20 protein-coding genes are annotated in these 25,740 nt (G+C 67.2%); 15 read left to right on the top strand and 5 right to left on the bottom strand.

Translation table 11 applies throughout. The features are described 5' to 3' along the window. Positions 1 to 14: 14 nt before the first annotated feature. A complete protein-coding gene (locus tag AB9O74_RS06195) occupies positions 15 to 1,253 on the bottom strand; it encodes an efflux RND transporter periplasmic adaptor subunit (protein WP_369348776.1) in 1,239 nt (412 codons plus the stop codon). Positions 1,254 to 1,485: 232 nt separating this feature from the next. On the opposite strand from AB9O74_RS06195, the gene AB9O74_RS06190 reads away from it, so the two are divergent. From AB9O74_RS06190 to AB9O74_RS06155, 8 genes are all read left to right on the top strand, one after another. Then, the gene (locus tag AB9O74_RS06190; RefSeq protein ID WP_369348775.1) at positions 1,486 to 2,817 is read left to right on the top strand and encodes a M20 family metallopeptidase; all 1,332 of its coding nucleotides are present in this window, start codon (positions 1,486 to 1,488) and stop codon (positions 2,815 to 2,817) included. Between the two features lie 170 nt (positions 2,818 to 2,987). Continuing rightward, a complete protein-coding gene (gene queF / locus AB9O74_RS06185; protein ID WP_369348774.1) occupies positions 2,988 to 3,806 on the top strand; it encodes an NADPH-dependent 7-cyano-7-deazaguanine reductase QueF in 819 nt (272 codons plus the stop codon). A 239-nt stretch (positions 3,807 to 4,045) separates the two neighbouring features. Beyond that, entirely contained in the window at positions 4,046 to 4,339 is a 294-nt protein-coding gene (locus AB9O74_RS06180; RefSeq protein WP_346477857.1) for a LysM peptidoglycan-binding domain-containing protein, read from the top strand. Between the two features lie 39 nt (positions 4,340 to 4,378). Further along, a complete protein-coding gene (locus AB9O74_RS06175; RefSeq protein ID WP_369348773.1) occupies positions 4,379 to 4,882 on the top strand; it encodes a hypothetical protein in 504 nt (167 codons plus the stop codon). A 305-nt stretch (positions 4,883 to 5,187) separates the two neighbouring features. Continuing rightward, on the top strand, positions 5,188 to 7,413 hold the full coding sequence (locus AB9O74_RS06170) for an NADP-dependent isocitrate dehydrogenase (protein WP_369348772.1): 2,226 nt from the start codon (positions 5,188 to 5,190) through the stop codon (positions 7,411 to 7,413). 183 nt (positions 7,414 to 7,596) lie between these two features. Further along, positions 7,597 to 9,309 carry a bifunctional isocitrate dehydrogenase kinase/phosphatase gene (gene aceK, locus AB9O74_RS06165; protein ID WP_369348771.1) on the top strand — a complete coding sequence of 571 codons (1,713 nt, stop codon included), beginning with the start codon at positions 7,597 to 7,599 and terminating at the stop codon, positions 9,307 to 9,309. 173 nt (positions 9,310 to 9,482) lie between these two features. Then, a complete protein-coding gene (locus AB9O74_RS06160) occupies positions 9,483 to 10,337 on the top strand; it encodes a protein tonB (protein ID WP_369348770.1) in 855 nt (284 codons plus the stop codon). A 158-nt stretch (positions 10,338 to 10,495) separates the two neighbouring features. Continuing rightward, positions 10,496 to 11,371: an energy transducer TonB gene (locus AB9O74_RS06155; protein ID WP_369348769.1), complete on the top strand. Its 876-nt coding sequence runs from the start codon at positions 10,496 to 10,498 to the stop codon at positions 11,369 to 11,371. 42 nt (positions 11,372 to 11,413) lie between these two features. Here the strand turns inward: AB9O74_RS06155 and AB9O74_RS06150 are convergent, their stop codons facing one another. Beyond that, entirely contained in the window at positions 11,414 to 13,000 is a 1,587-nt protein-coding gene (locus AB9O74_RS06150) for a sensor domain-containing diguanylate cyclase (protein WP_354274594.1), read from the bottom strand. Positions 13,001 to 13,447: 447 nt separating this feature from the next. Here AB9O74_RS06150 and AB9O74_RS06145 point away from each other — a divergent pair, with 447 nt between their 5' ends. After that, the gene (locus tag AB9O74_RS06145) at positions 13,448 to 14,644 is read left to right on the top strand and encodes a sugar MFS transporter (RefSeq protein WP_369348919.1); all 1,197 of its coding nucleotides are present in this window, start codon (positions 13,448 to 13,450) and stop codon (positions 14,642 to 14,644) included. A gap of 123 nt (positions 14,645 to 14,767) precedes the next feature. On the opposite strand, the gene rho is transcribed toward AB9O74_RS06145, so the two are convergent. Together rho and trxA are read right to left on the bottom strand one after the other, a co-directional pair. Beyond that, a complete protein-coding gene (rho, locus tag AB9O74_RS06140) occupies positions 14,768 to 16,558 on the bottom strand; it encodes a transcription termination factor Rho (RefSeq protein WP_369348768.1) in 1,791 nt (596 codons plus the stop codon). Positions 16,559 to 16,779: 221 nt separating this feature from the next. Continuing rightward, positions 16,780 to 17,109 carry a thioredoxin gene (gene trxA, locus AB9O74_RS06135; RefSeq protein WP_176987992.1) on the bottom strand — a complete coding sequence of 110 codons (330 nt, stop codon included), beginning with the start codon at positions 17,107 to 17,109 and terminating at the stop codon, positions 16,780 to 16,782. 560 nt (positions 17,110 to 17,669) lie between these two features. Between trxA and rhlB the strand changes: the two genes are divergently transcribed. The 5 genes from rhlB (at position 17,670) to ung (ending at position 22,823) form a co-directional block, all read left to right on the top strand. Continuing rightward, positions 17,670 to 19,391, top strand: coding sequence for an ATP-dependent RNA helicase RhlB (rhlB, locus tag AB9O74_RS06130; protein WP_176987993.1), 1,722 nt, complete (start codon positions 17,670 to 17,672; stop codon positions 19,389 to 19,391). Between the two features lie 232 nt (positions 19,392 to 19,623). Continuing rightward, entirely contained in the window at positions 19,624 to 20,310 is a 687-nt protein-coding gene (gene ftsE / locus AB9O74_RS06125; RefSeq protein ID WP_019183511.1) for a cell division ATP-binding protein FtsE, read from the top strand. Next, positions 20,307 to 21,257 carry a permease-like cell division protein FtsX gene (ftsX, locus tag AB9O74_RS06120; protein WP_369348767.1) on the top strand — a complete coding sequence of 317 codons (951 nt, stop codon included), beginning with the start codon at positions 20,307 to 20,309 and terminating at the stop codon, positions 21,255 to 21,257. The genes ftsE and ftsX overlap by 4 nt, the downstream gene beginning before the upstream one ends. Before the next feature lie 7 nt (positions 21,258 to 21,264). After that, entirely contained in the window at positions 21,265 to 22,107 is an 843-nt protein-coding gene (locus AB9O74_RS06115) for a response regulator (RefSeq protein WP_176987995.1), read from the top strand. Then, the gene (gene ung / locus AB9O74_RS06110; protein WP_176987996.1) at positions 22,104 to 22,823 is read left to right on the top strand and encodes a uracil-DNA glycosylase; all 720 of its coding nucleotides are present in this window, start codon (positions 22,104 to 22,106) and stop codon (positions 22,821 to 22,823) included. The genes AB9O74_RS06115 and ung overlap by 4 nt, the downstream gene beginning before the upstream one ends. A gap of 17 nt (positions 22,824 to 22,840) precedes the next feature. Here the strand turns inward: ung and AB9O74_RS06105 are convergent, their stop codons facing one another. Beyond that, the gene (locus tag AB9O74_RS06105; RefSeq protein WP_346477845.1) at positions 22,841 to 23,191 is read right to left on the bottom strand and encodes a helix-turn-helix transcriptional regulator; all 351 of its coding nucleotides are present in this window, start codon (positions 23,189 to 23,191) and stop codon (positions 22,841 to 22,843) included. Positions 23,192 to 23,599: 408 nt separating this feature from the next. Between AB9O74_RS06105 and AB9O74_RS06100 the strand changes: the two genes are divergently transcribed. Then, positions 23,600 to 25,696: a hypothetical protein gene (locus tag AB9O74_RS06100; RefSeq protein WP_369348766.1), complete on the top strand. Its 2,097-nt coding sequence runs from the start codon at positions 23,600 to 23,602 to the stop codon at positions 25,694 to 25,696. The last annotated feature ends 44 nt before the right edge of the window (positions 25,697 to 25,740 follow it).

Here is a 25,740-nt window from a genome sequence, read left to right as displayed (position 1 = left end):
TGGGGCGGGCGCGATCAGCGCGGACCGCCGCCGCGGCGTCCACCGCCACCCTGCTGCTGGGCGGCCTTGAGCTCGGCTTCGGTCGGCGCGGCCGGGGTTTCGCCCGGCTTGAGCGCGGTGACCTTGGCGCCCGGCTTGAGCCGGAACTGGCCTTCGCTCACGACCCGCTCGCCGCCCTTCAGGCCTTCGGTGATCTGCACCTGGCTGTCGCCGACTTCCACGCCGCTCTTGACCGTCTGCATGGCCACGGTGCTGTCCGGCTTGACGATATAGACGTACTCGCCATCCGGGCCGCGCATCACGGCCTGGGTCGGGATCACCACGCCGCCGGCGATGGTGCGCAGCTGCATGCGGACGTTGACGAACTGGCCCGGCCACAGCGAATTGTCTTCGTTGTCGAACAGGGCGCGCGCGCGGAAGGTGCCGCTGTCGCTGCTGATCTGGTTGTCGACCACGTCCAGCTTGCCGCCATCGGTGAGCACGTGCGCATCGTTGCGGTCCAGCGCGGCGATATCCACCGCGCCGGCGGCCTGGGCCTGGCGCACGGCCGGCAGCTGGCGCTCGGGCAGGTTGAACACCACGTGGATCGGATGGATCTGGGTCAGCGTCACCAGCGCGGTGCCGGCGCTGACGATGTTGCCGGCATCGACCGCGCGGATACCGGCGATGCCGGAGATCGGCGCGGTGACGCGGGTGTACTGCAGCTGCACCTGGGCGGCGCGCATGCTGGCCTCGTTGGCGGCCACGGCACTCTCGAACTGGGCGACCTGGTTGCGCTGGGTGTCCAGGTCGGTCTTGGCCACGTACTGGCGGTACTCGGGCGAATTGGAGCGCTGGTAGTTGGAGCGCGCGGTGGCGAGCTGGGCCTGGTTCTGCCGCTTGGCCGCCGCGGCTTCGTCGTAGCTGGCCTGCAGGGTGCGCGGATCGATCTGCGCGAGCAGGTCGCCCTTCTTCACTTCCTGGCCTTCCTTGAAGTTCAGGCTGATCAGCTGGCCGCCCACCTGCGGGCTCACCGTGACGGTGTTCATCGCCGCGACCGTGCCCAGCGCGCTGGCATAGACCGGTACGTCCTGGCGGACCGCATCGATCACCGTGACCGGCACCGGGCCTGCATTGGCCGGGTCACCGCCCTGGCGCCCTTCGGCTGCCGGACCCGCCGCGTCCCCCTTCTTGCCACCCATCAGGCGCACGCCGACAACGGCAACCACCAGCACTGCGACCACCAGCAGCACGATCTTCCAGAAACGCGACATTCAATAACTCCTGAGGGGGCTGGCGGAGGGCGGGGGGCCCCGGTTGGCTAGGCGCAAAGCATACCCGTCGCCCGTGGGCTTTCATGCATGACGGATGGGACGGGCGATCAGACCGGATGTGACGGGTGAGGTTCCATGCATGAACGTCTGCCGGGGCAGAAAGTTACAGCGTGATCGGCGCCGATGCCCTACATTCAGGTTCGACCGCCGTCCTGACCCGTGGAGACCCTCAATGCCCCGTCTGTCGCTGTTGATGTCCGCCCTGCTGCTGGCCGCCCCCGGCCTGGCCGCCGCCGCCCCTGCCGAACGCCCGGAAGTGGCCGCCGCCGCGACCCGCCTGAAGGCCCAAGTGATCGACTGGCGCCGCGACTTCCACGAGCACCCGGAGCTGTCCAACCGCGAAGAACGCACCTCGGCCAAGGTCGCCGAGCGCCTGCGCGCGATGGGCCTGAAGCCGCAGACCGGCATCGCCCACCACGGCGTGGTGGCGATCATCAAAGGCGGCAAGCCCGGCCCGCGGATCGCCCTGCGCGCGGACATGGACGCGCTGCCGGTGACCGAGCAGACCGGCCTGCCGTTCGCCTCCAAGGCCACCAGCACCTATCGCGGCGAGACCGTCGGGGTGATGCATGCCTGCGGCCACGACGCCCACACCGCCACCCTGCTGGGCGTGGCCGATGCGCTGGTGAAGATGCGCGCGAACCTGCCCGGCGAAGTGATGCTGATCTTCCAGCCCGCCGAGGAAGGCGCGCCGCCGCCGGAAGAGGGCGGTGCGGCGTTGATGCTCAAGGAAGGCCTGTTCAAGGACTTCAAGCCGGAGGCGGTATTCGGCCTGCATGTGTTCTCCAGCGTGCCGGCCGGCCAGATCGCGGTGCGCGGCGGCCCGCTGATGGCCGCGTCGGATCGGTTCGGCATCAAGGTGATCGGTCGCCAGACCCATGGCTCGGCGCCGTGGAACGGGGTAGACCCGATCGTGGCAACGGCCGACCTGGTCGGCACCGCGCAGACCATCGTCAGCCGCCGCGCCAACCTGTCCAAGCAGCCGGCCGTGGTGACCTTCGGCGCGATCAAGGGCGGCATCCGCTACAACATCATCCCCGATGAGGTCGAGATGGTCGGCACCATCCGGACCTTCGACGAGGGCATGCGCCAGCAGATTTTCGCCGACCTGCGCAACGTGGCCGAACACACCGCCGCCGCCCATGGCGCCAAGGCGGAAACGGAGATCTACGAGTCCGAGGGCAACCCGGCCACGGTCAACGATCCGGCGCTGACCGCGCGGATGCTGCCGAGCCTGCAGGCCGTGGTGGGCGAGGGCAATGTCTACGAGCCGCCGCTGCAGATGGGCGCGGAGGACTTCTCGCTGTACGCCCAGCAGGTGCCCGGCATGTTCTTCTTCGTGGGCTCGACCAGCGAAGGGATCGATCCCGCCACCGCGCCGGCCAATCATTCGCCGAAGTTCCTGCTCGATGAGAAGGCGCTGGACGTGGGCCTGCGCGCGCTGCTGCAGGTGAGTCTGGATTATCTCAATGGGACGCCGGCTGCGGCGCCTGGCGCAGGCTGAAGTCAGCGGACGGCTGGCAGACGGTAGGTCCCGGCCGTTGGCCGGGGCGAAACCCGGCACGGGCGGGAGGGTTCCGGTCCTCCCGCCGACTGGGGATGCCATCACCTGGTCGCCGTGGCCTGTCGTTTTCGCCGCCGGACGCCGCGCGCCTACCGGCGTAAAATGGCGGCATGAATACCCCCCAGGACTCCAGCCTCGGTCGCGAGGTGGCTTACCCATCGCAGTACGATCCCGGCCTGCTCTTTCCCATCCCGCGCCGTGGCGCCCGCGAGGAGATCGGTCTGGACGACGCGGCGCTGCCGTTCGTCGGCCATGACCGCTGGCAGGCCTATGAGCTGAGCTGGCTGGACGGTCGCGGCAAGCCGCGCGTGGCGGTCGCCACGGTCAGCGTGCCGTGCACCTCGCCGAACCTGATCGAATCCAAGTCGTTCAAGCTCTACCTCAACTCCCTCAACAGCACGCGTTTCAACGATGACGCAGCCGCACGGCTGTGCATCACCCGCGATCTGTCAGCCTGTGCCGGCGCGGTGGTGACGGTGGTGTTCGGCGTGCCGCCGCTGGTGGAAGACGCCGAGGGCGAATCGCTGGACGAACGCGATGTCGCCATCGAGCGCTACGGCCCGCCCGCACCGGAGTTTCTGTTCGCCGATGCCGATGAGGTGGTGACCGAGACGTTGAGCTCGGCCCTGCTGAAGTCCAACTGCCCGGTCACCGGCCAGCCGGACTGGGCCAGTGTCAGCGTGCGCTACCGCGGCCCGAAGATCGACCGCGACGGCCTGCTCAAGTACCTGATCAGCTATCGCGAACACGCCGAGTTCCACGAGCAGTGCGTGGAGCGGATCTTCAGCGAGATCACCCAGCGCTGCCAGCCGCAGTGGCTGGAAGTGGAAGCGCGCTACACCCGCCGCGGCGGCCTGGACATCAACCCGTGGCGGGCCAGCCCGGGCATCGTCGCCCCGGCGCGCACCGTCCGCGACCTGCGCCAGTAGGCATCGACCGTTGGTCGATGCGATCAAGCAGGCATCAAGTCCACGGTAGAGCCACGCCATGCGTGGCTGCCCGTGGCAGCGAGGTCGATCGGCCCCGCCAGCCACGCATGGCGTGGCTCTACCTGACGGCGGTGCCCCGTCTGTCAGGTTCCGCACGTCTTCACATCCACGCCATGCCCCATTAACAAGGCCTGTGACACCGTGCCTCCCATGTCGTCAATCAAGACGGGAGTGTATGGATGAGTACCGATAAGAAAGTCGACTTTTCCGGTGTCAGCGCCAGCGTCGATACCACCGCGCAGAAAGTCGATCAGGTTGATTTCTCGGGCGTGACCGCATCGGTGGATACCACCGCGGAGAAGGTCGGAGGCACCTACACGGTGCAGAAGGGCGATTCGCTCTCGAAGATCGCCAAGCAGGAACTGGGCGATGGGAATGCGTGGAAGCGCATTTTCGAGGCCAACCGCGACGTGCTGGACGACCCGGACAAAATCCAGCCGGGCCAGACCCTGAAACTGCCGCCCAAAGCCTGATTTGCCGCACTGCCCACCATTCCACAGGGAGCAACCTCCATGAAGAAGTCGTCCATCAGTACTGCCGTTCTCGCCGCGCTTCTGGCCACCGTGGCCCTGGCCGGCTGCAAGAAGAAAGAAGACACCGCCGACAACAACGCGCAGCCGGCAGCGACCGCGCCTGCCGCCCCGGCCCCGATGACCGAAGCCGCCCCGCAGCCGATGACCGCTGCAACCGGTGTGATGGTCTCCGCGGTCACCGTGGGCAAGACCGCTGCGGCGGACAAGACCGTCACCTCGGCCGCGCTGTTCGCGCCGAAGGACGACATCATCGTCTCGATCCGCACCGATGGCAGCGCCAACAACGCCAACGTGGCGGCCAAGCTGACCTTCCAGAACGGCCAGGTCGCCGGTGAGCAGAACCAGGTGGTGAACGCCACCGGTGCCGAGACCACCAACATCGCCTTCAAGAATGCCAATGGCTGGCCGGCGGGCAAGTACCGCGCGGAAGTCATGGTAGATGGTAAGGCGGCTGGATCGCCGCAGGAGTTCGAGGTCAAGTAAGCCCAGGCGCCGACTCTCTCCCGGCAACAGGCTCACGATGGACGCAGCCGCGAGGCTGCGTCTTTTTTATGGGCGCCTGCCAGACCACAGCGTTCCAGTACGTTTGCGTATGGGACGGCTTTGCTCCGGGGGGCTGAAAACGCGACAATGCGGGGGTTTCCCGCCGTGCGCGCCGTCGGTTGGCGCGGTCCCCGGGGAAAGTGCGGGCCACGCTCTGCGAGGCCCTGCACGCGACACGGTTGCACGCGGCCCGGCATTGCCGTCGGCCATCATTCACGAGATCTGCAAGAGAGCCCTGATCCCCCATGTCGAACACGCCCAAGATTCTCTACACGCTCACCGATGAAGCCCCGTTCCTGGCCACGCAGTCGCTGCTGCCGATCGTCGAGGCCTACACCGCCACCGCCGGCATTGCCGTGGAAACCCGCGACATCTCGCTGTCCGGCCGCATCCTGGCCCTGTTCCCGGATTACCTGAAGGACGACCAGAAGGAAGCCGACCACCTGGCCGAACTGGGCCAGCTGGCGACCACCCCGGACGCGAACATCATCAAGCTGCCCAACATCAGCGCCTCGGTGCCGCAGCTGAAGGCCGCGATCAAGGAACTGCAGGACCAGGGCTTCGCGCTGCCGAACTACCCGGACGTGCCGACCGACGACGTCTCGCGCGACATCAAGGCGCGCTACGACAAGGTCAAGGGCAGCGCGGTGAACCCGGTGCTGCGCGAAGGCAACTCCGACCGCCGCGCGCCGCTGTCGGTCAAGAACTACGCTCGCAAGCATCCGCATCGCATGGGCAAGTGGTCCAAGGACTGCAAGTCGCATGTCTCGCACATGGACGGCGGTGATTTCTACGGCAGCGAAAAGTCGGCCACGCTGGCCAACGCCGGCAGCCTGAAGATCGAGCTGTTCAAGGCCGATGGCAGCAGCGTCGTGCTCAAGGAAAAGACCGCGGTCAAGGCCGGTGAGATCGTCGACGCCGCGGTGATGAGCCGCACTGCGCTGGCCTCGTTCGTGCAGGCGCAGATCGCCGATGCCAAGGCGAAGGGCGTGCTGTTCTCGCTGCACCTGAAGGCCACCATGATGAAGGTCTCGGACCCGATCATGTTCGGCGTGGTCGTTGAAGAGTTCTACAAGGATGTGCTGGCCAAGCACGCCGACGTGCTCAAGCAGGCCGGTTTCGATCCGAACAACGGCATCGGCGATCTGTTCGCGCGCCTGCCGCAGCTGCCCGAAGCCACCCAGGAAGCGATCAAGGCCGACCTGGCTGCCGAGTACGGCAAGCGCCCGGGCCTGGCCATGGTCAATTCGGACAAGGGCATCACCAATCTGCACGTGCCCAGCGACGTGATTGTCGATGCGTCGATGCCGGCGATGATCCGCGACTCCGGTGGCATGTGGAATGCCGACGGCAAACTGCAGGACACCAAGGCCGTCATTCCGGACCGTTGCTACGCCGGTGTGTACCAGGCCGTGATCGACGACTGCCGCACCCACGGTGCCTTCGACCCGGCGACCATGGGCTCGGTGCCTAACGTCGGCCTGATGGCCCAGAAAGCCGAGGAATACGGTTCGCACGACAAGACCTTCCAGATTCCGGCCGACGGCACCGTGCGCGTCACCGACGACGCCGGCAAGGTGATCTTCGAGCATGCCGTGCAGACCGGCGACATCTGGCGCATGTGCCAGACCAAGGACGCCCCGATCCAGGACTGGGTGAAGCTGGCCGTCAACCGTGCCCGCCTGAGCGGCACCCCGGCGGTGTTCTGGCTGGACGCTGCCCGCGCGCACGATGCGCAGGTGATCGCCAAGGTCGAGACCTACCTGAAGGACCACGACACCAGCGGCCTGGACATCCGCATCCTGGCGCCGGTGGAGGCGACCGCGTTCTCGCTGGACCGCATCCGCAAGGGTGAGGACACCATCTCGGTCACCGGCAACGTGCTGCGCGATTACCTGACCGACCTGTTCCCGATCATGGAGCTGGGCACCAGCGCCAAGATGCTGTCGATCGTGCCGCTGATGGCCGGCGGTGGCCTGTTCGAGACCGGTGCCGGTGGTTCGGCGCCCAAGCACGTGCAGCAGTTCGTGGAAGAGGATTACCTGCGTTGGGATTCGCTGGGTGAGTTCCTGGCCCTGGCCGCGTCGCTGGAGCACCTGGGCAACCGCTACGACAACGCCGGTGCCACCGTGCTGGCCAAGACCCTGGACCAGGCCAACGGCCAGTTCCTGGACAACGACAAGTCGCCGTCGCGCAAGCTGGGCGGCATCGACAACCGTGGCAGCCACTTCTACATCGCGCTGTACTGGGCCCAGGCCCTGGCCGCGCAGGATGACGATGCCGCGCTGAAGGCCCGTTTTGCCCCGCTGGCCAAGGCACTGGCCGACAACGAGCAGGCCATCGTCGGTGAGCTGGCGGCGGTGCAGGGCAAGGCGGTCGACATCGGCGGCTACTACCGTCCGGACGTGGCCAAGGCCAGCGCCGCGATGCGTCCGAGCAGCACCTTCAACAGCGCGCTGTCTGCGCTGTAAGGCAGCGGTACCGCACCTGCGGTGATCGATGAAGAACCCGCGCTCCGGCGCGGGTTTTTTTATGGGTGCCCGCTGGGCAAGCGCCCAGTCGCTGCCGTATGGTGGCGGCAGGTCCTCTGGAAGTGGCTGCATGCGCGCCTGCTGTTCCTGCCGGTTCCATCATTGCCCCGTCCGGGGCGTCGCATGAACGCGACGCCGGACGCGCTCGCGCGGCTGATCCGCGATGGCTTCGAGGACTACCATGCGCGCTTCGCGGCGATCAGCCGGCGTGCGCGGCAGCGCTTCGAACAGCGCGACTGGGCGGGTGCGCGGCAGGACGCCGTGGAGCGCATCGCGCTGTATGACCAGTGCATCGCCGAGACCGTCGATACCCTGCGCCGCGCAGTCGGTGAACGTGTGGGCGAGCGCGCGCTGTGGCTGCAGGTTCGCGCCGCGTATGCCGCACTGCTGGCCGGATTGATCGACGCCGAACTGTACAAGACCTTCTACAACACGCTGGCACGCCGGCTGTTCGCCACCCGCGGCGTGGACGGGGCGATCGAGTTCATGGCGATGGATGTGGAGCCGTCCGACGCCATCACCCATCCCGTCGCGCGGCACAGTTATACCCTCTCACCGACGCGCCCGGCCGACGCGTTCATGCGCGTCCTCGGTGACTATCGCTTCCATGTGCCCTATGCGCACCAGCTGCGCTGCGCTGCCGCGATCGCGGTGCGGCTGCAGGATGATCTGGCGCACTGGGGCGACTACCCGGTGCGCAGCATCGAACTGCTCGACACCGTGTTCTACCGTGAGCGCCGCGCCTATCTGGTCGGGCGCGTGTTCGGCGAGCATCGCTTCTCGCCCTGCGTGATCGCGCTGGTGCATGACGAACGCGGCGTTCGCGTGGATGCGGTGCTGACCCGGCGCCGCGATGTCGCCCATCTGTTCGGCGTCTCGCGCAGCTATTTCCAGGCGGATCTGGCGACCGTGGGCGATGCGGTGGTATTCCTGCGCAGCCTGCTGCCGGGCAAGCCGGTGGATGAGATCTACACGGTGCTCGGGCGCGCCAAGCAGGGCAAGACCGAGCGCTATCGCACCTTCTTTCGCCATTTCCAGGAGCAGCCGGGGGAACAGTTGGTGCATGCCGATGGCACGCCCGGCATGGTCATGGCGGTGTTCACCCTGCCCAGCTATCCGCTGGTGTTCAAGCTGATCCGGGACCGTTTCGCCTGGCCGAAAACCATGACCCGGCACCAGGTGGAAGAGAAGTATGCGTTGGTGTTCAACCTGGACCGTGTTGGCCGACTGCTTGACGCGCAGCCCTATCGGCACCTGCGCTTCCCGCGGGCGCGCTTCTCCGCGGCGCTGCGCGACGAGCTGCTGACCCAGTGCGCCAGCAGCGTGCATGAGGACGGCGACGAACTGGTGATCGCGCTGTGCTACGTGCAGCGGCGATTCCGCCCGCTCAATCTGTATCTGCGCGAGCAGACCGTGAAGTCGCGACGCGTGGCCGCACTGGACTATGCGCAGGCGATCACCGACATGGCGCGCAACAACATCTTTCCCGGCGATATGTTGCCGAAGAACTTCGGCGTCTCGCGGCATGGGCGTGCGGTCTTCTACGACTACGATGAGCTGTGTCTGGTCACCGAGTGCAACTTCCGTGCGTGGCCGGTGCCGCGCAACGAGGAGGAAGCGCTGGCTGATGAGCCGTGGTTCCAGATCGGTCCGCGCGATGTGTTTCCGGAGCGCTTCTGGATGTTCATGGGCCTGCCCGCGGCCGAGCTGGCGGCGGTGCGCGAGCATTTCGCCCACCTGTTCGATCCGGCGTGGTGGCAGCGGCTGCAGGCGGGGTTCGCCGCCGGCGATTTCCCGGACACACCGCCCTATGCCGCGGTGCTGCGACTGGCGTGATTGGCTGCAGGAGCGCAGATGCGCTACGTCGCCCGCCATTGACGCCTTGCACCTACTGCGAAGGCGCCTTTCGTAAGACCGGGATGCATCCATCGATTCGATTGGTAACGTGGTCAGTGCTCGCTATGCTGTCGATATCGACAACGATGGATGGCACAAGGAGGAACAACGGAATGGATATCATCAAGGGACTTGCCGTGGCAGTCGCGTTGGCGGCAGCACCGGCGCATGCCGCCAAGCTGGGGGCCGATGTGCCCCTGGAAATGGGCATGCGGATCGAGGGCGCCCTCACCATTGGCGACGACGGTCGTATCAGCGCGCTGAAGATCGACAAGCAGGACAAGCTTCCCGAGGCAGTGGCCACGCTGGTGCGTGACACCGTACAGAAATGGGAGTTCGAGCCGCAGCTGCGTGACGGCGTTGCAGTGGCCACCGAGACACAGATGACCGTGCGTGTGGTGGCGCGGCCAGGTGACAACGAGACGTTCAACGTGCATCTGGTCAGCGTGCACTTCGTGTCTGCAAAGAGTGATGCCGAACGGGCCGCCGACATCCGTGGGCGCATGCCGGCGCCGCGCTATCCCGCTGACGTATTCCGGGCCGGCGGCCAGGGAACGGTCTATCTGGCGTTGAAGGTCGACCGCGACGGCCGTGTGGTCGACCAGGTCGCTGAGCAGGTCAACCTGCGCAGTACCGGTACGCCCAAGCAGTTGGAGGCGTTCCGCAGTGGCCTGGCCAAGGCCTCGCTGGATGCCGCGCGCAGGTGGCGCTTCCCGCAGAGAACCGAGGATGTCGCGCTGGATCAGCCCCACCGCACCCTGCGTGTGCCGGTCACGTTCTCCATTGGCGGCACCCCAGCCGATGATCTGCGCCATTGGCGCGCCTACGTGCCGGGGCCGCGCAGCCGGATTCCGTGGACCACCCGTGCCGACAATGCCGGTTTCTCACCCGATCTGCTGAGCGAGGGCTCGGCAACCTTGGCCGGCGACCCGGACGTGCCGCGGCTGCGCACGCCATTGGGCGGTTGAGCCACAGGATCGCGGGCGTGCTGCGCCCGCGATCGCCGCCTCAACCGTTGCCCGGGCCTTCCGGCCGCGGATGCACCACGGTGCCTCGCTCGGCTACCTGATTGGCTGCGTGGTCGCGGCTGCGCTAGGCTGTGGGGCATCCACAAGGAGATAGTGCGATGGGGTATTCCCGGATTCTGGCAGTGGCGCTGGCGTTCAGCGGGGTCGGCATGGCCTTGCCATCCGATGCGAGCGCGCAGACCAAGCGCGAGGTGCGCGAGCATGCCGAGGCCAGCATGGTGCTCACCGGCGAGATCGACATCGGGACCGATGGCCGGGTGGAAACGTTCCGCCTCGACAAGCGGGGTCAGGTCGACGAGACCATCGTGCGATTCGTCGAGGGCGCGGTGCAGACATGGCGTTTCGCACCGGTGCTGGTGGACGGCCACGCGGTCAGGGCACGTACCCCGGTGAGCCTGCGGTTGGGCGCGAAGAACCGTCCCGATGGCAGCAGCCTGGTCACGCTGCTGGCGGCCAACTTCGAGCAGTACGACGAGACGGCGACGGACAGCGTCACCCGGTTGAAGATGTCGCTCCCGGCGTATCCCGAGGACGTTTACAACGCGGGTGGGCGCGGCGACGTGCTGCTGCTGGTGCAGGTCGGGCGCGATGGCAAAGTACTGGATGTGGCTGCCGAGCAGGTCAACCTGCGCGTGATCGCCAACGAGGCGAACATGCGCAGGATGCGCGACAAACTGGCACGGGTATCGATGGGCGCTGCACGCAAATGGACGTTCAAGGTACCGAGCAGTGGCGACAGCAAGGATGACGCGAGCTGGACCGTGCGTGTGCCGGTGCGCTTCTCCTTCGGTAACGAGGTGGAGCGCTACGGCCGTTGGGATGCCTACATTCCCGGCCCGCGCCAGCCGGCGCCGTGGCGCAGCGACAAGGCGATGAGCGCCGATGTCAATGCCGATCTGCTGCCTGCCGACGGGGTCTTCATGGCGGACGCCCCCAGGAAGGGGCCAACGCTGCTGACGCCGCTCGGCGGCTGAGCCGCACAGGATCGCGGGCGTGCTGCGCCCGCGACCCTTGCCTCAACCGTTGCCCGGGCCTTCCGGCTGCGGATACACCACCGTGCGGTTGCGGCCCTGTTCCTTGGCCATGTACAGCGCCTTGTCGGCCAGCCGCAGTGCCTGCTGCGGATCGGCGTGATAGGTCGGGTAGTGGGCCACGCCCAGCGACACGGTCACCGTGCCGACCTGCTCGAACACTTCGGCGGCGACCTGCACGCGCAGGCGCTCGGCCACCTGGGCGGCGTTGGTCGCGTCGACACCCGGCAGCAGAACCAGGAATTCTTCGCCCCCGTTGCGGCAGAGCAGGTCGGTATCGCGCGCGTCATCGCGCATCAGCTGCGCGATGCGCAGGATCACCGCATCGCCGACGGCGTGGCCGAAGCGGTCGTTGATGGTCTTGAAGCGGTCGATGTCCAGCGCGATGATCCCGAACGGTTGCCCGCGCGCCTGCCAGTCTTCCAGCCCCTGCTGCAGGCCACGCCGGTTCTGCAGGCCGGTGAGCGGGTCGGTCATGCTGGCGCGGTTGAGCTTGCCGATGCGGTCCTGCAGCAGGTTGAAGCTGTAGAGCAGGGCGGTCCTGAGCTGAGCCACCTCGTAGTACCAGGCGCGGATGCCGGTGACATGGCGGATGGCGATGCCGGTGTCGCGGTTCTGCACGTTGCGCGCCAGCTGCCACAGCGGCCGCGAGATGCGCCGTGCGAACCACCAGGTGATCAACAGCGACAGGATGCCCAGCGGGATCGCGTTCCAGATCACCGAGGACATCAGTTTGGACAGCGCGGCCAGCGTGGCGGTGGTCGGGCGCTGGGCGACCACGCCCCAGCCCACGCTCGGCACCGGTGCATAGCCGGCCAGCATCAATACGCCGTGGCTGTTGCGCACCTGCTGCGCGCCGGAATGCCCCTGGGTGACCGCCTGGACGGCCGGGTTCTCCAGCGCGAACTGGCCGACCCGGTCCTGTTCGATGTGGTACAGGATGCGACCGTGGCGATCGACCACGTACAGGTAGGAGCCATCGCGGTAATAGTGTTTTCCCAGCAGGGACTGCAGGATGCTGCGCTGGCGCAGGTAGATCGTCCCGCTGACGTAGCCCTGGTACTCGCCCTGTGCCGAGAAGATCGGGTGCGAGATCGCGACCAGCAGCCGGCCTGTCGCCGACTCGTACGGGTCGCTGATGAAGGGCACGCGGCGATCGAGGGCATCGCGGTTGCCGCTGCTCTTGAGCAGCACGCCCTGCAGCGCCAGGCTCTGCGGCGAGGTGGCCAGCACGGTGCCGCCCGCATCCACGATCAGCACCGAGTTGAAGCTGTTGGTCTGCAGCTGCAGGCGCGCGGCCTCGGCTTCCAGCGCCTCGCGATCGTGACGGCGCTGGCCGAGCAGGGTGGCGCTGTAGGCGACCTGCTGCTGGGCCGACAGCACGAAGTTCTGGGTCGACTCGGCAAGCTTGCTGGCGTACACGCGGTTGGCTTCCAGCGTGTTGCCGATCAACTGCTCACGCTGCACGCGGTAGCTGGCATGCAGGGTGTTGGCCAGGGCGATGATCGCGCTGAGCAGGGCCAGGGCAAGGATCAACGTGCCGAGAGTGAGACGGGCAGACAACGGGCGCATGCGGTTCACGGGCAGCAGGGTGCAGCGCCAACCGGACAGGCGGGTGGAACGGCAACGGCGAAGCAGTCAGGAGCGCACGACATCGCCTGGAACCGGTGCGCATTCCGCGCCCGTCCGCCGACGACCCCGCCCCCGGGCGGTCAACAACACTTTCGGCGGCGATTATTGCGGATTACGCTGCCGCGTGGGTGAAGCGGTGCGTCCGCGGAGCAGCACGCTGCATCCCGCGGCGCTGGCGGCAGCCGGTGCATGTCGTGCCCGGAGCGCTGCCGTGTGTGCTGCCGACAGTGCTGGACAATCGAGGCGCAAGCGGGTTCCATGTCTGGCTGCCAATTGACCGGCACTCCCTATCTGGAAGGACACGCGATGGATACCCCCGCTGCCGTCCGCGGACAACATGTGCAAAGCAATCGCGTTGCACTGGCCGTGGTCACCGCCATTTTCTTCATGTGGGGCTTCCTCACGTGCCTCAATGACATCCTGATTCCGCATCTCAAGGCGGCGTTCGCGCTGACCTGGGTACAGGCGATGCTGGTCCAGTTCACCTTCTTCGGTGCGTACTTCCTGATGTCGCTGCCCGCCGGGCGCCTGGTCGCGGCGGTGGGCTACAAGCGTGGCATCGTCGCCGGGCTGGCCATTGCCGGCGTCGGCGCGCTGCTGTTCTGGCCGGCTGCGCAGGCGCATGTGTACGGCCTGTTCCTCGGTGCGCTGTTCGTACTGGCCACCGGCATCACGGTGCTGCAGGTGGCCGCCAATCCCTACGTCGCGCTGCTCGGGCCGGAACAGACCAGTTCCAGTCGGCTGACGCTTGCGCAGTCGATGAATGCGCTGGGCACCACCATCGCGCCGCTGTTCGGCGGGCTGCTGATCCTCTCGGCTGCGCCGCGCACCGCTGATGAGCTGGCCTTGCTGCCGCAGGCCGAGGCGCTGGCCTATCGCGCCGCCGAAGCGCAGTCGGTGCAGCTGCCGTACTTCGGTCTGGCGCTTGCACTGTTCGTGCTGGCGGTAGCGATCTGGATGTTCCGCCTGCCGACGATCCCGGGCGTGGAGGACACGGCGGCCAGCGGTCGCGGCCGGCTGCGCGATGCGCTGCGCCACCGCCACCTGCGCTACGGCGTGCTGGCGATCTTCTTCTACGTGGGCGCCGAAGTTTCGATCGGCAGCGTGCTGGTCAACTTCCTCTCGATGCCGGGCATCGGCGAGGGCCTGACCGAACAGGAAGCCACGCGCTACGTGTCGCTGTACTGGGGCGGTGCGCTGGTCGGCCGACTGCTCGGTGCGGCGTTGCTGACCCGTCTCGACCCGCGCCGCATGCTGGGTGTGTTCGCGTTGATCGTGATGGCCCTGCTCACGGTGACGATGCTGGGCAGCGGCAACCTGGCCAAGTGGAGCGTGGTCAGCATCGGCCTGTTCAACTCGATCATGTTCCCGACCATCTTCGCTCTGGCGATCGCACGGCTGGGTACGCTGACCGGGCAGGCGTCGAGCCTGCTGGTGATGGCGATTGTCGGTGGGGCGGTCATTCCCCTTGCGATGGGCTGGCTGGCCGACCACCACGGGCTGCAGCTGTCCTTCCTGCTGCCCATGCTGTGCTACGTCTTCATTGCGTTCTACGCGTGGCGTGGTTCGCGCCACGGCGGCTGAGGCAACGCGACGGCGGCTGGGTAGTCCAGCGCGCCGTTCCGTCCGGAAGATGCCGAAGTCAGGATCTCGATACGAAAAAGGCCCCGCACTGCGGGGCCTTTTCCTGTCCGGATGATGCGCCGATCAGCGCTTCATCGAACCGAAGAACTCGTCGTTGGACTTGGTGTTCTTCATCTTGTCGAGCAGGAATTCCATCGCAGCCATTTCATCCATCGGATGCAGCAGCTTGCGCAGGATCCAGATCTTCTGCAGCAGTTCCGGTTCGATCAGCAGATCTTCGCGACGGGTACCCGAGCGGTTGATGTCGATCGCCGGGAACACGCGCTTTTCGGAGATGCGACGGCTCAGGTGCACTTCGCTGTTGCCGGTGCCCTTGAACTCTTCGTAGATCACCTCGTCCATCTTGCTGCCGGTATCGACCAGCGCGGTGGCGATGATGGTCAGGCTGCCGCCTTCCTCCACGTTGCGCGCGGCGCCGAAGAAGCGCTTCGGACGGTGCAGGGCGTTGGCGTCCACACCACCGGTGAGCACCTTGCCGGAGCTGGGCACCACGTTGTTGTAGGCACGCGCCAGGCGGGTGATCGAGTCGAGCAGGATCACCACGTCCTTCTTGTGCTCGACCAGGCGCTTGGCACGCTCGATCACCATTTCGGCGACCTGCACGTGACGGGCGGCCGGCTCGTCGAAGGTGGAGCTGATGACTTCGCCGCGCACGGTGCGCTGCATTTCCGTCACTTCTTCCGGGCGCTCATCGATCAGCAGGACGATCAGGTGCACGTCCGGATGATTGGTGGTGATCGCCGTCGCCACCTGCTGCATCATCATCGTCTTGCCGGCCTTGGGCTGGGAGACGATCAGCGAACGCTGACCCTTGCCCTGCGGTGCCATCAGATCGAGGATGCGGCCGGTGATGTCTTCGGACGAACCGTTGCCACGTTCCAGGGTGAAGCGCTTGCGCGGGAACAGCGGGGTCAGGTTCTCGAACAGCACCTTGTTCTTCGACGCTTCCAGCGGCTCACCATTGATGGTGTCCACGATCGACAGCGCGAAGTAACGCTCGCCGTCCTTCGGGAAGCGGATGCGGCCGGACAGATGATCGCCGGTCCGCAGGTTGAAGCGGCGGATCTGGCTGGGCGAAATGTAGGTATCGTCCGGGCCGGCCAGGTAGCTGGCTTCGGCCGCGCGCAGGAAGCCGAAGCCGTCCGGCAGGATTTCCAGCACGCCGTCGGCGGCAACGCCGTCGCCATGGCGGGTCAGCACCTTGAGCAGGGCGAAGATCACGTCCTGCTTGCGGGCGCGGGCGACGCCTTCGGAAATCTGCAGCTGCTCGGCGATTTCCAGCAGCTTCTGCGCCGGCATGCGCTTGAGGTCGCTCAGCGAGTAGACCGGGAAGCCTTCGGGCACGTTGGCCTGCTGGCTGCGCACGAACGGCTGCTGTTCACCGTTGTCCTGCGGCATGCCGTCGTCGTTGTAGCGATCGCCACCGCGGTTGCGGTCACGGCGATTGCGGAAACGATCGCGGCGGTTGCCCTGGCCTTGACCTTGACCCTGGCCTTGGCCCTGGTTCTGGCCCTGACCCTGCTGGTACGGGTTCTGCCCGCCCTGCGGGTTCTGGTTGCGGCCGTTCTGGTTGCGCTGGCCACCGTCGCCGGTGTCCTGCTGACCACCGCCCTGCGAGGGCGATGCGTCGCCACCGGCAGAAGCCGCCGGTGCCGATGCCTGCGGAGCTGCCGAAGGAGCGGCAGCCGGCGCCGGCGCGTCAGACGCGGCAGCCAGAGGCAGAGCGGGTTGTGAGGGGGGGGAACCTGCGTCGGCACCGGTGTTGGCGGCGGCCTTGGCGACGCGCGGCTTGCGCACGCGCTTCTCGGCGGGCGCGTCGGCGCTCCCGGGTTCGGAAGTAGTGATATCGGACAAGTGCTGGATTCCTCGCTAGAAGGTGCGAGCGCCCGGCAGGGCGGCGAACGTTGGGAAAGGATCTGGAAGGAAACTGCGTCCAGAAGATGCGGCGCGCGAATGCGGCCGGATATGCCGACACTAACACCGGCTCGCGGCGGCGCGCAAGCCGGGTGGGGCAGGGTCATTCATGCGGGCGACGGGCCCGCGTGGCAGCCGGACGGGCCGGCTGCCTGCTGCGATCAGGCCAGGGCCTTGTCGAGCATGCCGGCCAGCTGGGCCTTGCCGACGGCACCGATCTGCTGGGCCTGGACTTCGCCGTCCTTGAACACCAGCAGCATCGGGATCGAGCGCACGTGGTACTTGGCGGCCAGTTCGCGCTGTTCGTCGACGTTGACCTTGGCGATCTTGGCGCGGCCGTTATAGGCGTCGGCCAGTTCGTCCAGCGCCGGGGCGATCATCTTGCAGGGACCACACCATTCGGCCCAGAAATCGACCAGCACCGGTTCCTTGGAATCCAGTACTGCGCTTTGGAAGTCAGCGGTGCTGACGTGTACAACCTTGTCGCTCATCTTGGTTTCTCGTCTGGTAATGCACCCGGCAGGGCCGGAGGAAGTTGAAGTTGGGCAACGCCACCCGGGCGTCACCCGCGTCTGGTGCCTCGTGGCCGCGGGCGGCCAGCGGTGCGTTCGGCGGATGCCTGGACGCTCACGGGGCGCAGTGTACCGCTATCGCCGTGACCGGACAGACGCTGGTTGGAAAGAAGCATCCCGTGATCGCCCACCTGCGGTGTCGCGACGATCCCCTTCGATATGCGGGGGCCTGGACCCCGGTTCCACCCCCGCCAGCGGGGCCGTTCAACCGGCGGCAGGCCCGGTGAATGCGGGGTGCAGATCACTCCCGGGGCGCTGGACCGCCCTGCAACGGCGCGCCGGGCGGGCATTCTCATCAGGTTGTGCGACGAACTATCCCGGTTTGGCGCCGACATTGCGCTAAACTGGGGCATTGTGCGGCGCCCTGGACCTGGAGTCCGGCCCCGCCAATCCCGGCGCAGGGGCCGTTTGCGACGGTGCCCCCCAAGATTGCAAGCCACCCCGCACCTCTGCCGGGATGGCCTTACCAAGACGGACTCATGAGCGACAAACCGCTGACCGATTTGACCTTCTCCACTTTCGACCTGCATCCGGCGCTCCAATCCGGGCTTGAAAGTGCTGGTTTCACCCGCTGCACCCCGATCCAGGCGCTGACCCTGCCGGTGGCACTGCCCGGTGGCGACGTCGCCGGCCAGGCCCAGACCGGTACCGGCAAGACCCTGGCGTTCCTGGTCGCGGTCGTGAACCGCCTGCTGACCCGCCCGGCGCTGGCCGACCGCAAGCCGGAAGATCCGCGCGCGCTGATCCTGGCCCCGACCCGTGAGCTGGCCATCCAGATCCACAAGGACGCGGTGAAGTTCGGTTCCGACCTCGGCCTGCGCTTCGCGCTGGTCTACGGTGGCGTGGACTACGACAAGCAGCGCGAGATCCTGCAGCAGGGCGTGGACGTGATCATCGCCACCCCGGGCCGCCTGATCGACTACGTCAAGCAGCACAAGGTGGTTTCGCTGCACGCCTGCGAAATCTGCGTGCTCGACGAAGCCGACCGCATGTTCGACCTGGGCTTCATCAAGGACATCCGCTTCCTGCTGCGCCGCATGCCCGAGCGCTCCACGCGCCAGACGCTGCTGTTCAGCGCCACGCTCAGCCATCGCGTGCTGGAGCTGGCCTATGAGCACATGAACGAGCCGCAGAAGCTGGTGGTGGAGAGCGAATCGATCACCGCCGCCCGCGTCCGCCAGCGCATCTACTTCCCGGCCGACGAAGAGAAGATTCCGCTGCTGCTGGGCCTGCTCTCGCGCAGCGAAGGCGCCCGCACCATGGTGTTCGTCAATACCAAGGTGTTCGTCGAGCGCGTCGCGCGTTCGCTGGAAAAGGCCGGCTACCGCGTCGGCGTGCTGTCCGGCGACGTGCCGCAGAAGAAGCGTGAGAGCCTGCTCAACCGCTTCCAGAAGGGCCAGCTGGAAATCCTGGTGGCCACCGATGTCGCCGCCCGCGGCCTGCACATCGATGGCATCAAGTACGTCTACAACTACGACCTGCCGTTCGATGCGGAAGACTACGTGCACCGCATCGGCCGCACCGCTCGCCTGGGCGAAGAGGGCGATGCGATCAGCTTCGCCTGCGAGCGCTATGCGATGGGCCTGCCGGACATCGAGGCCTACATCGAACAGAAGATCCCGGTCGAACCGGTCACCAGCGAAATCCTGACCCCGATCCCGCGCGCGCCGCGCGCCCCGCTGCCGGAAGGCGAGGGCGATGCCGAGGGCGACGAGAATGAGAGCGTCGGCCAGATCTTCCGCGAAGCACGCGAAGCGCGTGCCGCCGAAGAGCAGCGCCGTGGCGGTGGCAGCAGCAGCCGTGGCGGCAAGCCGTCCGGTGGACGCGGCGAGCGCCGCGCCCCGGGTGAGCGCAGTGCCGATGGCAAGCCCCGCCGCGAGCGCAAGCCGCGCGTGGAAGGCGAGCAGCCGGTCGCCGCCGTCGATGCGGTCGATGCCGAGGCCAAGCCGCAGCTCGCGCCGACCGCTGCCCCGTCTGCCGAAGGCAGCCCGGCGGTGGAAGGTGAGCGCGCGCCGCGCAAGCGTCGTCGTCGTCGCCACGGCCGTCCGGTCGAGGGTGCCGAAGGCGCGGCAGCGACCGGCCCGGTGACCCCGGTGCAGGTGACCGCCAAGCCGATGCGCGGCACGCCGGCCGCCGACCCGGGCGCCTCGTTCCTGACCCGCCTGGGCCGCAAGATCCGACGGATGCTGTCCGGTTCGTAAGACCGGACGCGCCACCCGCGATGCCTGGGGGGTATAGCCCCCTTGGTAAGGGGGCGGTCGCGAAGCGACGGGGGATCGAGTGCTGATGAGAGGGGCCCACGGTTTGCGCAGCGAACCGTGGGGCGACAGCGCGAATGCGATGGCGCTTCCCCCGGCCAGCGGCCGGCACTACGGAGCAGACCCACCCGGTTGCCGTTACCTACACGCCACCCTCGTCCTGCATAATCAGGGGATGAGCGTCCTGCGTTTTGACAATGTCAGCAAACAATATGCCGGCGGCCACCAGGCACTGGTGGACGTCAGCTTCGATGTCGCCCCCGGGGAAATGCTGTTCGTCACCGGTCACTCCGGTGCGGGCAAGAGCACCCTGCTCAAGTTGATCCATCTCGACGAGCGGCCCAGCCGCGGCGCGGTGATCTTCGATGAGCGCAACCTGCTGAAGGTGCGCGGCGGCAGCATTCCGCGGCATCGGCGCGAGGTCGGTGCGGTCTACCAGGACCACCGCCTGCTGATGGACCGCAGCATCGCCGAGAACGTCGCCCTGCCGTTGATCCTGCGCGGCACCCGCCGCAACGAGATCGGCAAGCGCGTGCGCTCGGTGCTCGAGCGCATGGGCCTGGGGCACCGCGAGAAGGCGCTGCCCTCGCAGTTGTCGGCCGGTGAGCAGCAGCGCGTCGGCATCGCCCGTGCGATTGTCGGCGAGCCCAAGCTGCTGGTCGCCGACGAACCGACCGGCAATCTGGATCCCACACTGGCGGCGGAGATCATGGCCTTGTTCGCCGAGCTGCCCGACCGTGGCACCAGCGTGCTGGTGGTCAGCCACGATCTGGCCCTGCTGCGGCGCATGCGCAAGCGCGTGCTGATCCTGGACCACGGCCGCCTGGTCGATGACATCTCGCCGCAGGACCTGGCCGAATGAACGCACCGGTGACCAAAGAAACCGCCGCGCCCTCACGCCTGGGCGTGTGGCTGCACCATCACGGCCACAGCGTGGTCTTCAGCCTCGGCCGCGCGTGGCGCAAGCCGTGGGCGACGCTGCTCACGGTGATGGTCATGGCGCTGGCGCTCGCGCTGCCGCTGGGCCTGTCGATCGCGCTGGACAACCTCAAGCACTTCGCCGGCAGCGTGCAGCAGTCGCGCGACATCAATCTCTTCCTGAAGACCGACGCCGGTGACGATGCGGCGCGCCAGGTGGCCGAGACCCTGCGCGGTCGCGCCGACGTGGCCAACGTCACCGTGCAGACGCCGGAGCAGGGGCTGGCCGAGCTGCGCGAGAGCGCCGGGCTCGGCGAAGCCATCGATGCACTGCATGACAATCCGCTGCCGACCCTGCTGATCGTGACCCCGGGCGAGGGCACCGATGACGCGCGCCTGGCGCAGTCGCTGGAGGGCCTGCCGCAGGCCGACCTGGTCCAGCACGATGCGCTGTGGCGCAAGCGCCTGGATGGCTGGCTCGGCTTCGGCACGCGCCTGGTGCAGGTGCTGTCGGTCCTGCTCGGCCTTGGTGCCGCGCTGGTGGTGGGCAATACGGTGCGGCTGGACATCCAGGCCCGCCGCGATGAGATCGGCGTGCTGCAGCTGCTCGGCGCCAGCGATGGCTTCATCCGTCGGCCCTTCCTGTATCTGGGCGCGTGGTACGGCCTGGGCGCCGGCGCGGTCGCCCTCGCGTTGATCGGTGCGGCCGGGTTGGCCCTGCGCCCGCCGCTGGCCGCGCTCTCGCAGAGTTATGGCAGTCCGTTCGTGTTGCATGGTCTGGATCTGCTGCATTCCTCGTTCGTGCTGCTCGGCACCGTGGTGCTGGGCTGGCTGGGCGCCTGGCTGGTGACGGGGCATTTCCTGCGCCAGACCCGTCCGACCGAAACCTGAGGCCCGCATGCGTCCGCAAGCCCTCAAGCACCTCGCCGACGACGCACCGCGCGTGATGGTCGTCGACGGCTCCAGGCTGGTCCGCAAGTTGATTGCCGATGTGCTGCAACGCGAACTGCCGGCGGTGGAGGTGGTGGGCTGCGCGAGCATCGCCGAGGCGCGTGCGGCGCTGGACGCCGGGCCCGTCAGTCTGGTCACCACCTCGCTCACCCTGAGTGATGGCGACGGGCTGGACCTGGCGCGCATCGTGCGTGACGCGGCGGGCCAGGCCTACGTGCCGGTGATCGTGGTGTCCGGCGACGCGCAGCAGCATCTGGAGCAGCGCCGCTTCACCGAGTACGTCACCGATTATTTCGACAAGGCGCTCGGGCACGAAGCACTGGCCACCTTCATCCGTGGCTATGTGCAGCCGGAGACGATTCCCGGCGCGACCATCCTGTACGTCGAAGACAGCCGCGTCGTCGCCGAAGCGACCAAGCGCATGCTCGAACGGCAGGGTTTGAACGTGCTGCATGTGTTGACCGCCGAAGATGCCTTCGCGCTGCTCACGGCCGAATCGCTCGGCCGCAGCAGCCACCGCATCGACCTGGTGCTCACCGATGTCACGCTCAAGGGCGAGCTCAGTGGCCGCGATGTGGTGCAGCGCGTGCGCGTGGATTTCGGCTACGGCAAGCGCCGCCTGCCGGTGCTGGTGATGACCGGTGACGGCAACCCGCACAATCAATCCGGCCTGCTCCAGGCCGGTGCCAACGATCTGGTGCAGAAACCGATCGAAGAGCGGCTGCTCATCACCAAGGTGCTGTTCCAGCTGCGCCTGTCCCGCCTCAACGACAAGCCTGTAGTGCGATGAATGACGATGTAGTGCCCAGCATCCAGCTCGAACCGAGCTGGAAGACGCGTATCGGTGATTACCTGCTGCGTCCGGACATGCGCGAACTCTCCGCGTTCCTGCGCCAGCGCAAGGCGGCCGGGGCGCAGGTGTTCCCGCCCGGCCCGCAGATCTTCGCCGCGTTCGATGCCACGCCCTTCGACCAGGTCAAGGTGGTCATCCTCGGCCAGGACCCGTATCACGGGCAGGGCCAGGCGCACGGCCTGAGTTTCTCGGTGATGCCGGGCGTACCGGTGCCGCCATCGTTGCTGAACATCTACAAGGAGATCGAGGCCGATCTGGGCATTCCGCGCCCCGACCATGGTTGCCTGCTGCCGTGGGCGCATCGTGGTGTGCTGCTGCTCAACGCGGTGCTGACCGTGGAAGCGGGCAACGCCGGCTCGCATCAGCGTCGCGGCTGGGAAGGCTTCACCGATCACGTCGTGGACACCCTGAACCGCGAGCGCGAAGGCCTGGTGTTCCTGCTGTGGGGCAGCTATGCGCAGCAGAAAGGCAAGGTCATCGATACCGGTCGGCATCGCGTGCTCAAGGCGCCGCATCCTTCGCCGCTGTCGGCGCATCGCGGTTTCCTGGGCTGCCGCCATTTCTCGATGACCAACGAGTACCTGCAGCGCCGCGGCCACGACCGCATCGACTGGTCGCTGCCGCCGCGCGCCGCGCTGGAGTCCGCGGGCTGATCACCCGCGGCCGTCCGCTACACGGCCAGCATCTCGATGATCGATTGCGCGACCTGCCGCTTGCGCGGTGGCAGCCGCCGCAGCAGCGACAGAATGTTGCCTTCCAGGTCGTCGCGCACGTAGTCCTGTGCGGGCGCGGTCATCGTGAGTTCCTCTCCGCTGGCCTTGCACACCCCGCGGCCGGTGGCCAACCACTCGAAGCGCACCCGAGTACTGATGGCGATATGTGCCAGATGCGACACACTTGGATGGGTGCCCCCACGCCGTTCCCACTGCGCCACCGCGCTGCGCTTGACCCCGGTTTCCACCGCCAACTGCGTTTGTGACATCCCTGCGCTGGTGCGTGCTGCGCGAATTCGATCCGACATCGCCAACATGGGGTTCCCCTTTATCGTTCCTTGAACGGTGGATGGTTATCGATACTTACCGGGCAGTGATTCTTTTCCCACTCTGTACAGAATGACTTGCCGCCCCTGTCGCGCCGAGCGCTCCACCGTGAAACTTCTGGCCGACAGTGAAACTTCCCCCTGCACGCACCGTGGCCGGTTTGACGGTTTCCCTGCGTGCACGTAGTTAATCCCTCAAGCCGGCCATGACGCGCCGGGATATCCAAAACATCGGAAGCAGGCCGATGCCCTGTCGATCATGGTCGGTACCCACCGGCCCGTGAAAGACCGCTTCGGCCAGGACGCAGGGGATGGCCGATGGATAAAGTTTCTGTTGTGAGGTTGGCGTTACGGCGATTCAGCTTGAGGGCTGTTTCGCTGTTATTTGTGATGTCGATCGCATTAAGTGCGGGTATTTCCACCGCCAGCGCGCAATCGGCCTGCACGGCCGGCGCGTGCGTGAGCGCGGGGCCGCGCCTGGCCTCGATCGATTCCACCCAGAGCCCCGTGCTCAATCTCCTGTTCGGCGCGCTGCTGCCCGGCACCACGGTCAACCTCAGCGTGGCCGACTGGAACAACCTGGCGGGCGCCAACATCAATCTCAACGCGCTGCTGACCCAGCTCAACGGCGGCGTGGTGGTGAGTGATCCCAGCCAGGTGCTCAACGCCAACATCACGCTGGGGCAGCTGCGTGCGGCGATGGTGCAGGTGCTGCAGGCCGACGGGCAGACCGCGGCGGCCAACGTGCTCAACGCGCTCCCGCTCGGTGCGGCCGGGCTGAGCGGCAACATCCGCCTGGCCGACATCCTGCAGATCGCACTGCCCACCGGCTCGCTGGCGACGGTGCGGCTCAACGTGCTGGACCTGCTGACCGGTGGCATCCAGCTCTACAACTTCCGCAACGTCCTCACCACGCCGGCGCCGATCACCGTGGATACCGCCGCACTCGGCCTCAACGGCGTCGCCAACGTGCGCCTGTGGCTGCAGGTGGTCGAGCCGCCGGTCTATACCTGCGGCGCGGCGGGCGCGGCATTCCACAGCGCGGCGATCCGCATCAAGCTGGATCTGGATCTGGTGCAGGGGCTCAACACCGGCACGCTCTCGGCGGCGTTGAGCGGCCTGAATCTGCTGGGTGTCACGCTCTCCAACACCAGCATCACCGCCGATGTCCTGCATCTGCAGGTGTACGCCGATGTCGCGCGTGCCGAAGGCGCGATCTCGGCGATCAACCTGGTCGGCAATGCGGTCACCCTGCAGGCGCGGCCGGGCCTGGTGAATCTCTACGTCGGCCAGATCAGCGATGCCACGTTCTTCAACCGCAGCACCGTGCTGACCGACACCGCATTGAGCGCGGCCACGCTGACCTCGCTGAGCGTGCGCGTGCGGGTCTCGGCGAACGTGTTCGGCCTGCTCACGCCGGTGGCCGACATCACCATCCCGCTGACGGTCACCATCCGCAGTTTCGCCACTGCCACGCCCGGGCTGCAGAGCGCCAGTTTCACCGGCCCATACCCACAGACACGCACGCTGAGCGCCGGCACCGTCAGTGCGGCGACGATGGTTTCCACCCTGGTCAATTCGCTCAGCATCCAGGTCACCAGCGGCAATCCCACGGTCACCCTGCTGGGCGGCATCCCGTTGCCGCTGCCGGTGGCCGACCTGGTCAACGGCATCGTCAACACGCTGCTCACGCCGATCCGCACGCAGGTCAACGCGCTGGTCACGCCGGTGTTGACCGCGCTGCTCGGCGGCGTGGTCGACAACCTGCTGGCCCTGCTCGGCATCCGCATCGGCCAGGCGGTGTTCACCGTGGAAGGCATCACCCAGGCCTGTGCGGCGACGCTGCAGCTGGTCAAGGACCTGCAGCCGACCAGCGACACCGGGCGCTTCAATCTCTCCATCACCTACAACGGCAGTACCGTCGGCTCGGCCAGCAACGTCGGCAACAACGGCGCCACCGCCGCGGTGATCACCGTCCCCGGAGGCAGCTACGCACTGGCCGAAGCCGCGGCAGCCGGCACCACGCTCGCCCGCTACGCCAGCACCTGGCAGTGCACCGACCAGAACAACACCGTGGTGTCCTCTGGCAGCGGCGGCAGCTTCACCCTGCAGGCACCGGCCATGACCGCCACTGCGGTCACCCTGGTGTGCCGGATCACGAACCGGACGCGGCAGGCGGACCTGTCGATCACCAAGACCGATGGCAGCGGCAGCTACACGCCGGGCGGCACCGCGACCTACACGTTGCTGGTCCGCAACGACGGCCCGGATGCGGTGACCAACGCCGTGGTCGCCGACAGCCTGCCCAACGGCACCACGCTGCGCGGCGCCTGGACCTGCAGCGCCACCAGCGGAAGCACCTGCGCCGCGGCGAGCGGCGGTGCCGTCGGCGGAAACGCGGTGAGCGTGGGGGTGAACCTGATCAACGGCGGGCAGGCCACGATCAGCGTACCGGTCAGCTTCAGCAGCAACCCGGGCGCGTACTAGCGCCCGGTGCAGCACGGCGTGTGGCGCGGGGTGACCTGCGCAGG

Source organism: Stenotrophomonas sp. JAG2, from assembly GCF_041080745.1.
Lineage (GTDB): Bacteria > Pseudomonadota > Gammaproteobacteria > Xanthomonadales > Xanthomonadaceae > Stenotrophomonas > Stenotrophomonas maltophilia_AA.
This window is presented reverse-complemented; position numbering and strand designations above follow the sequence as displayed.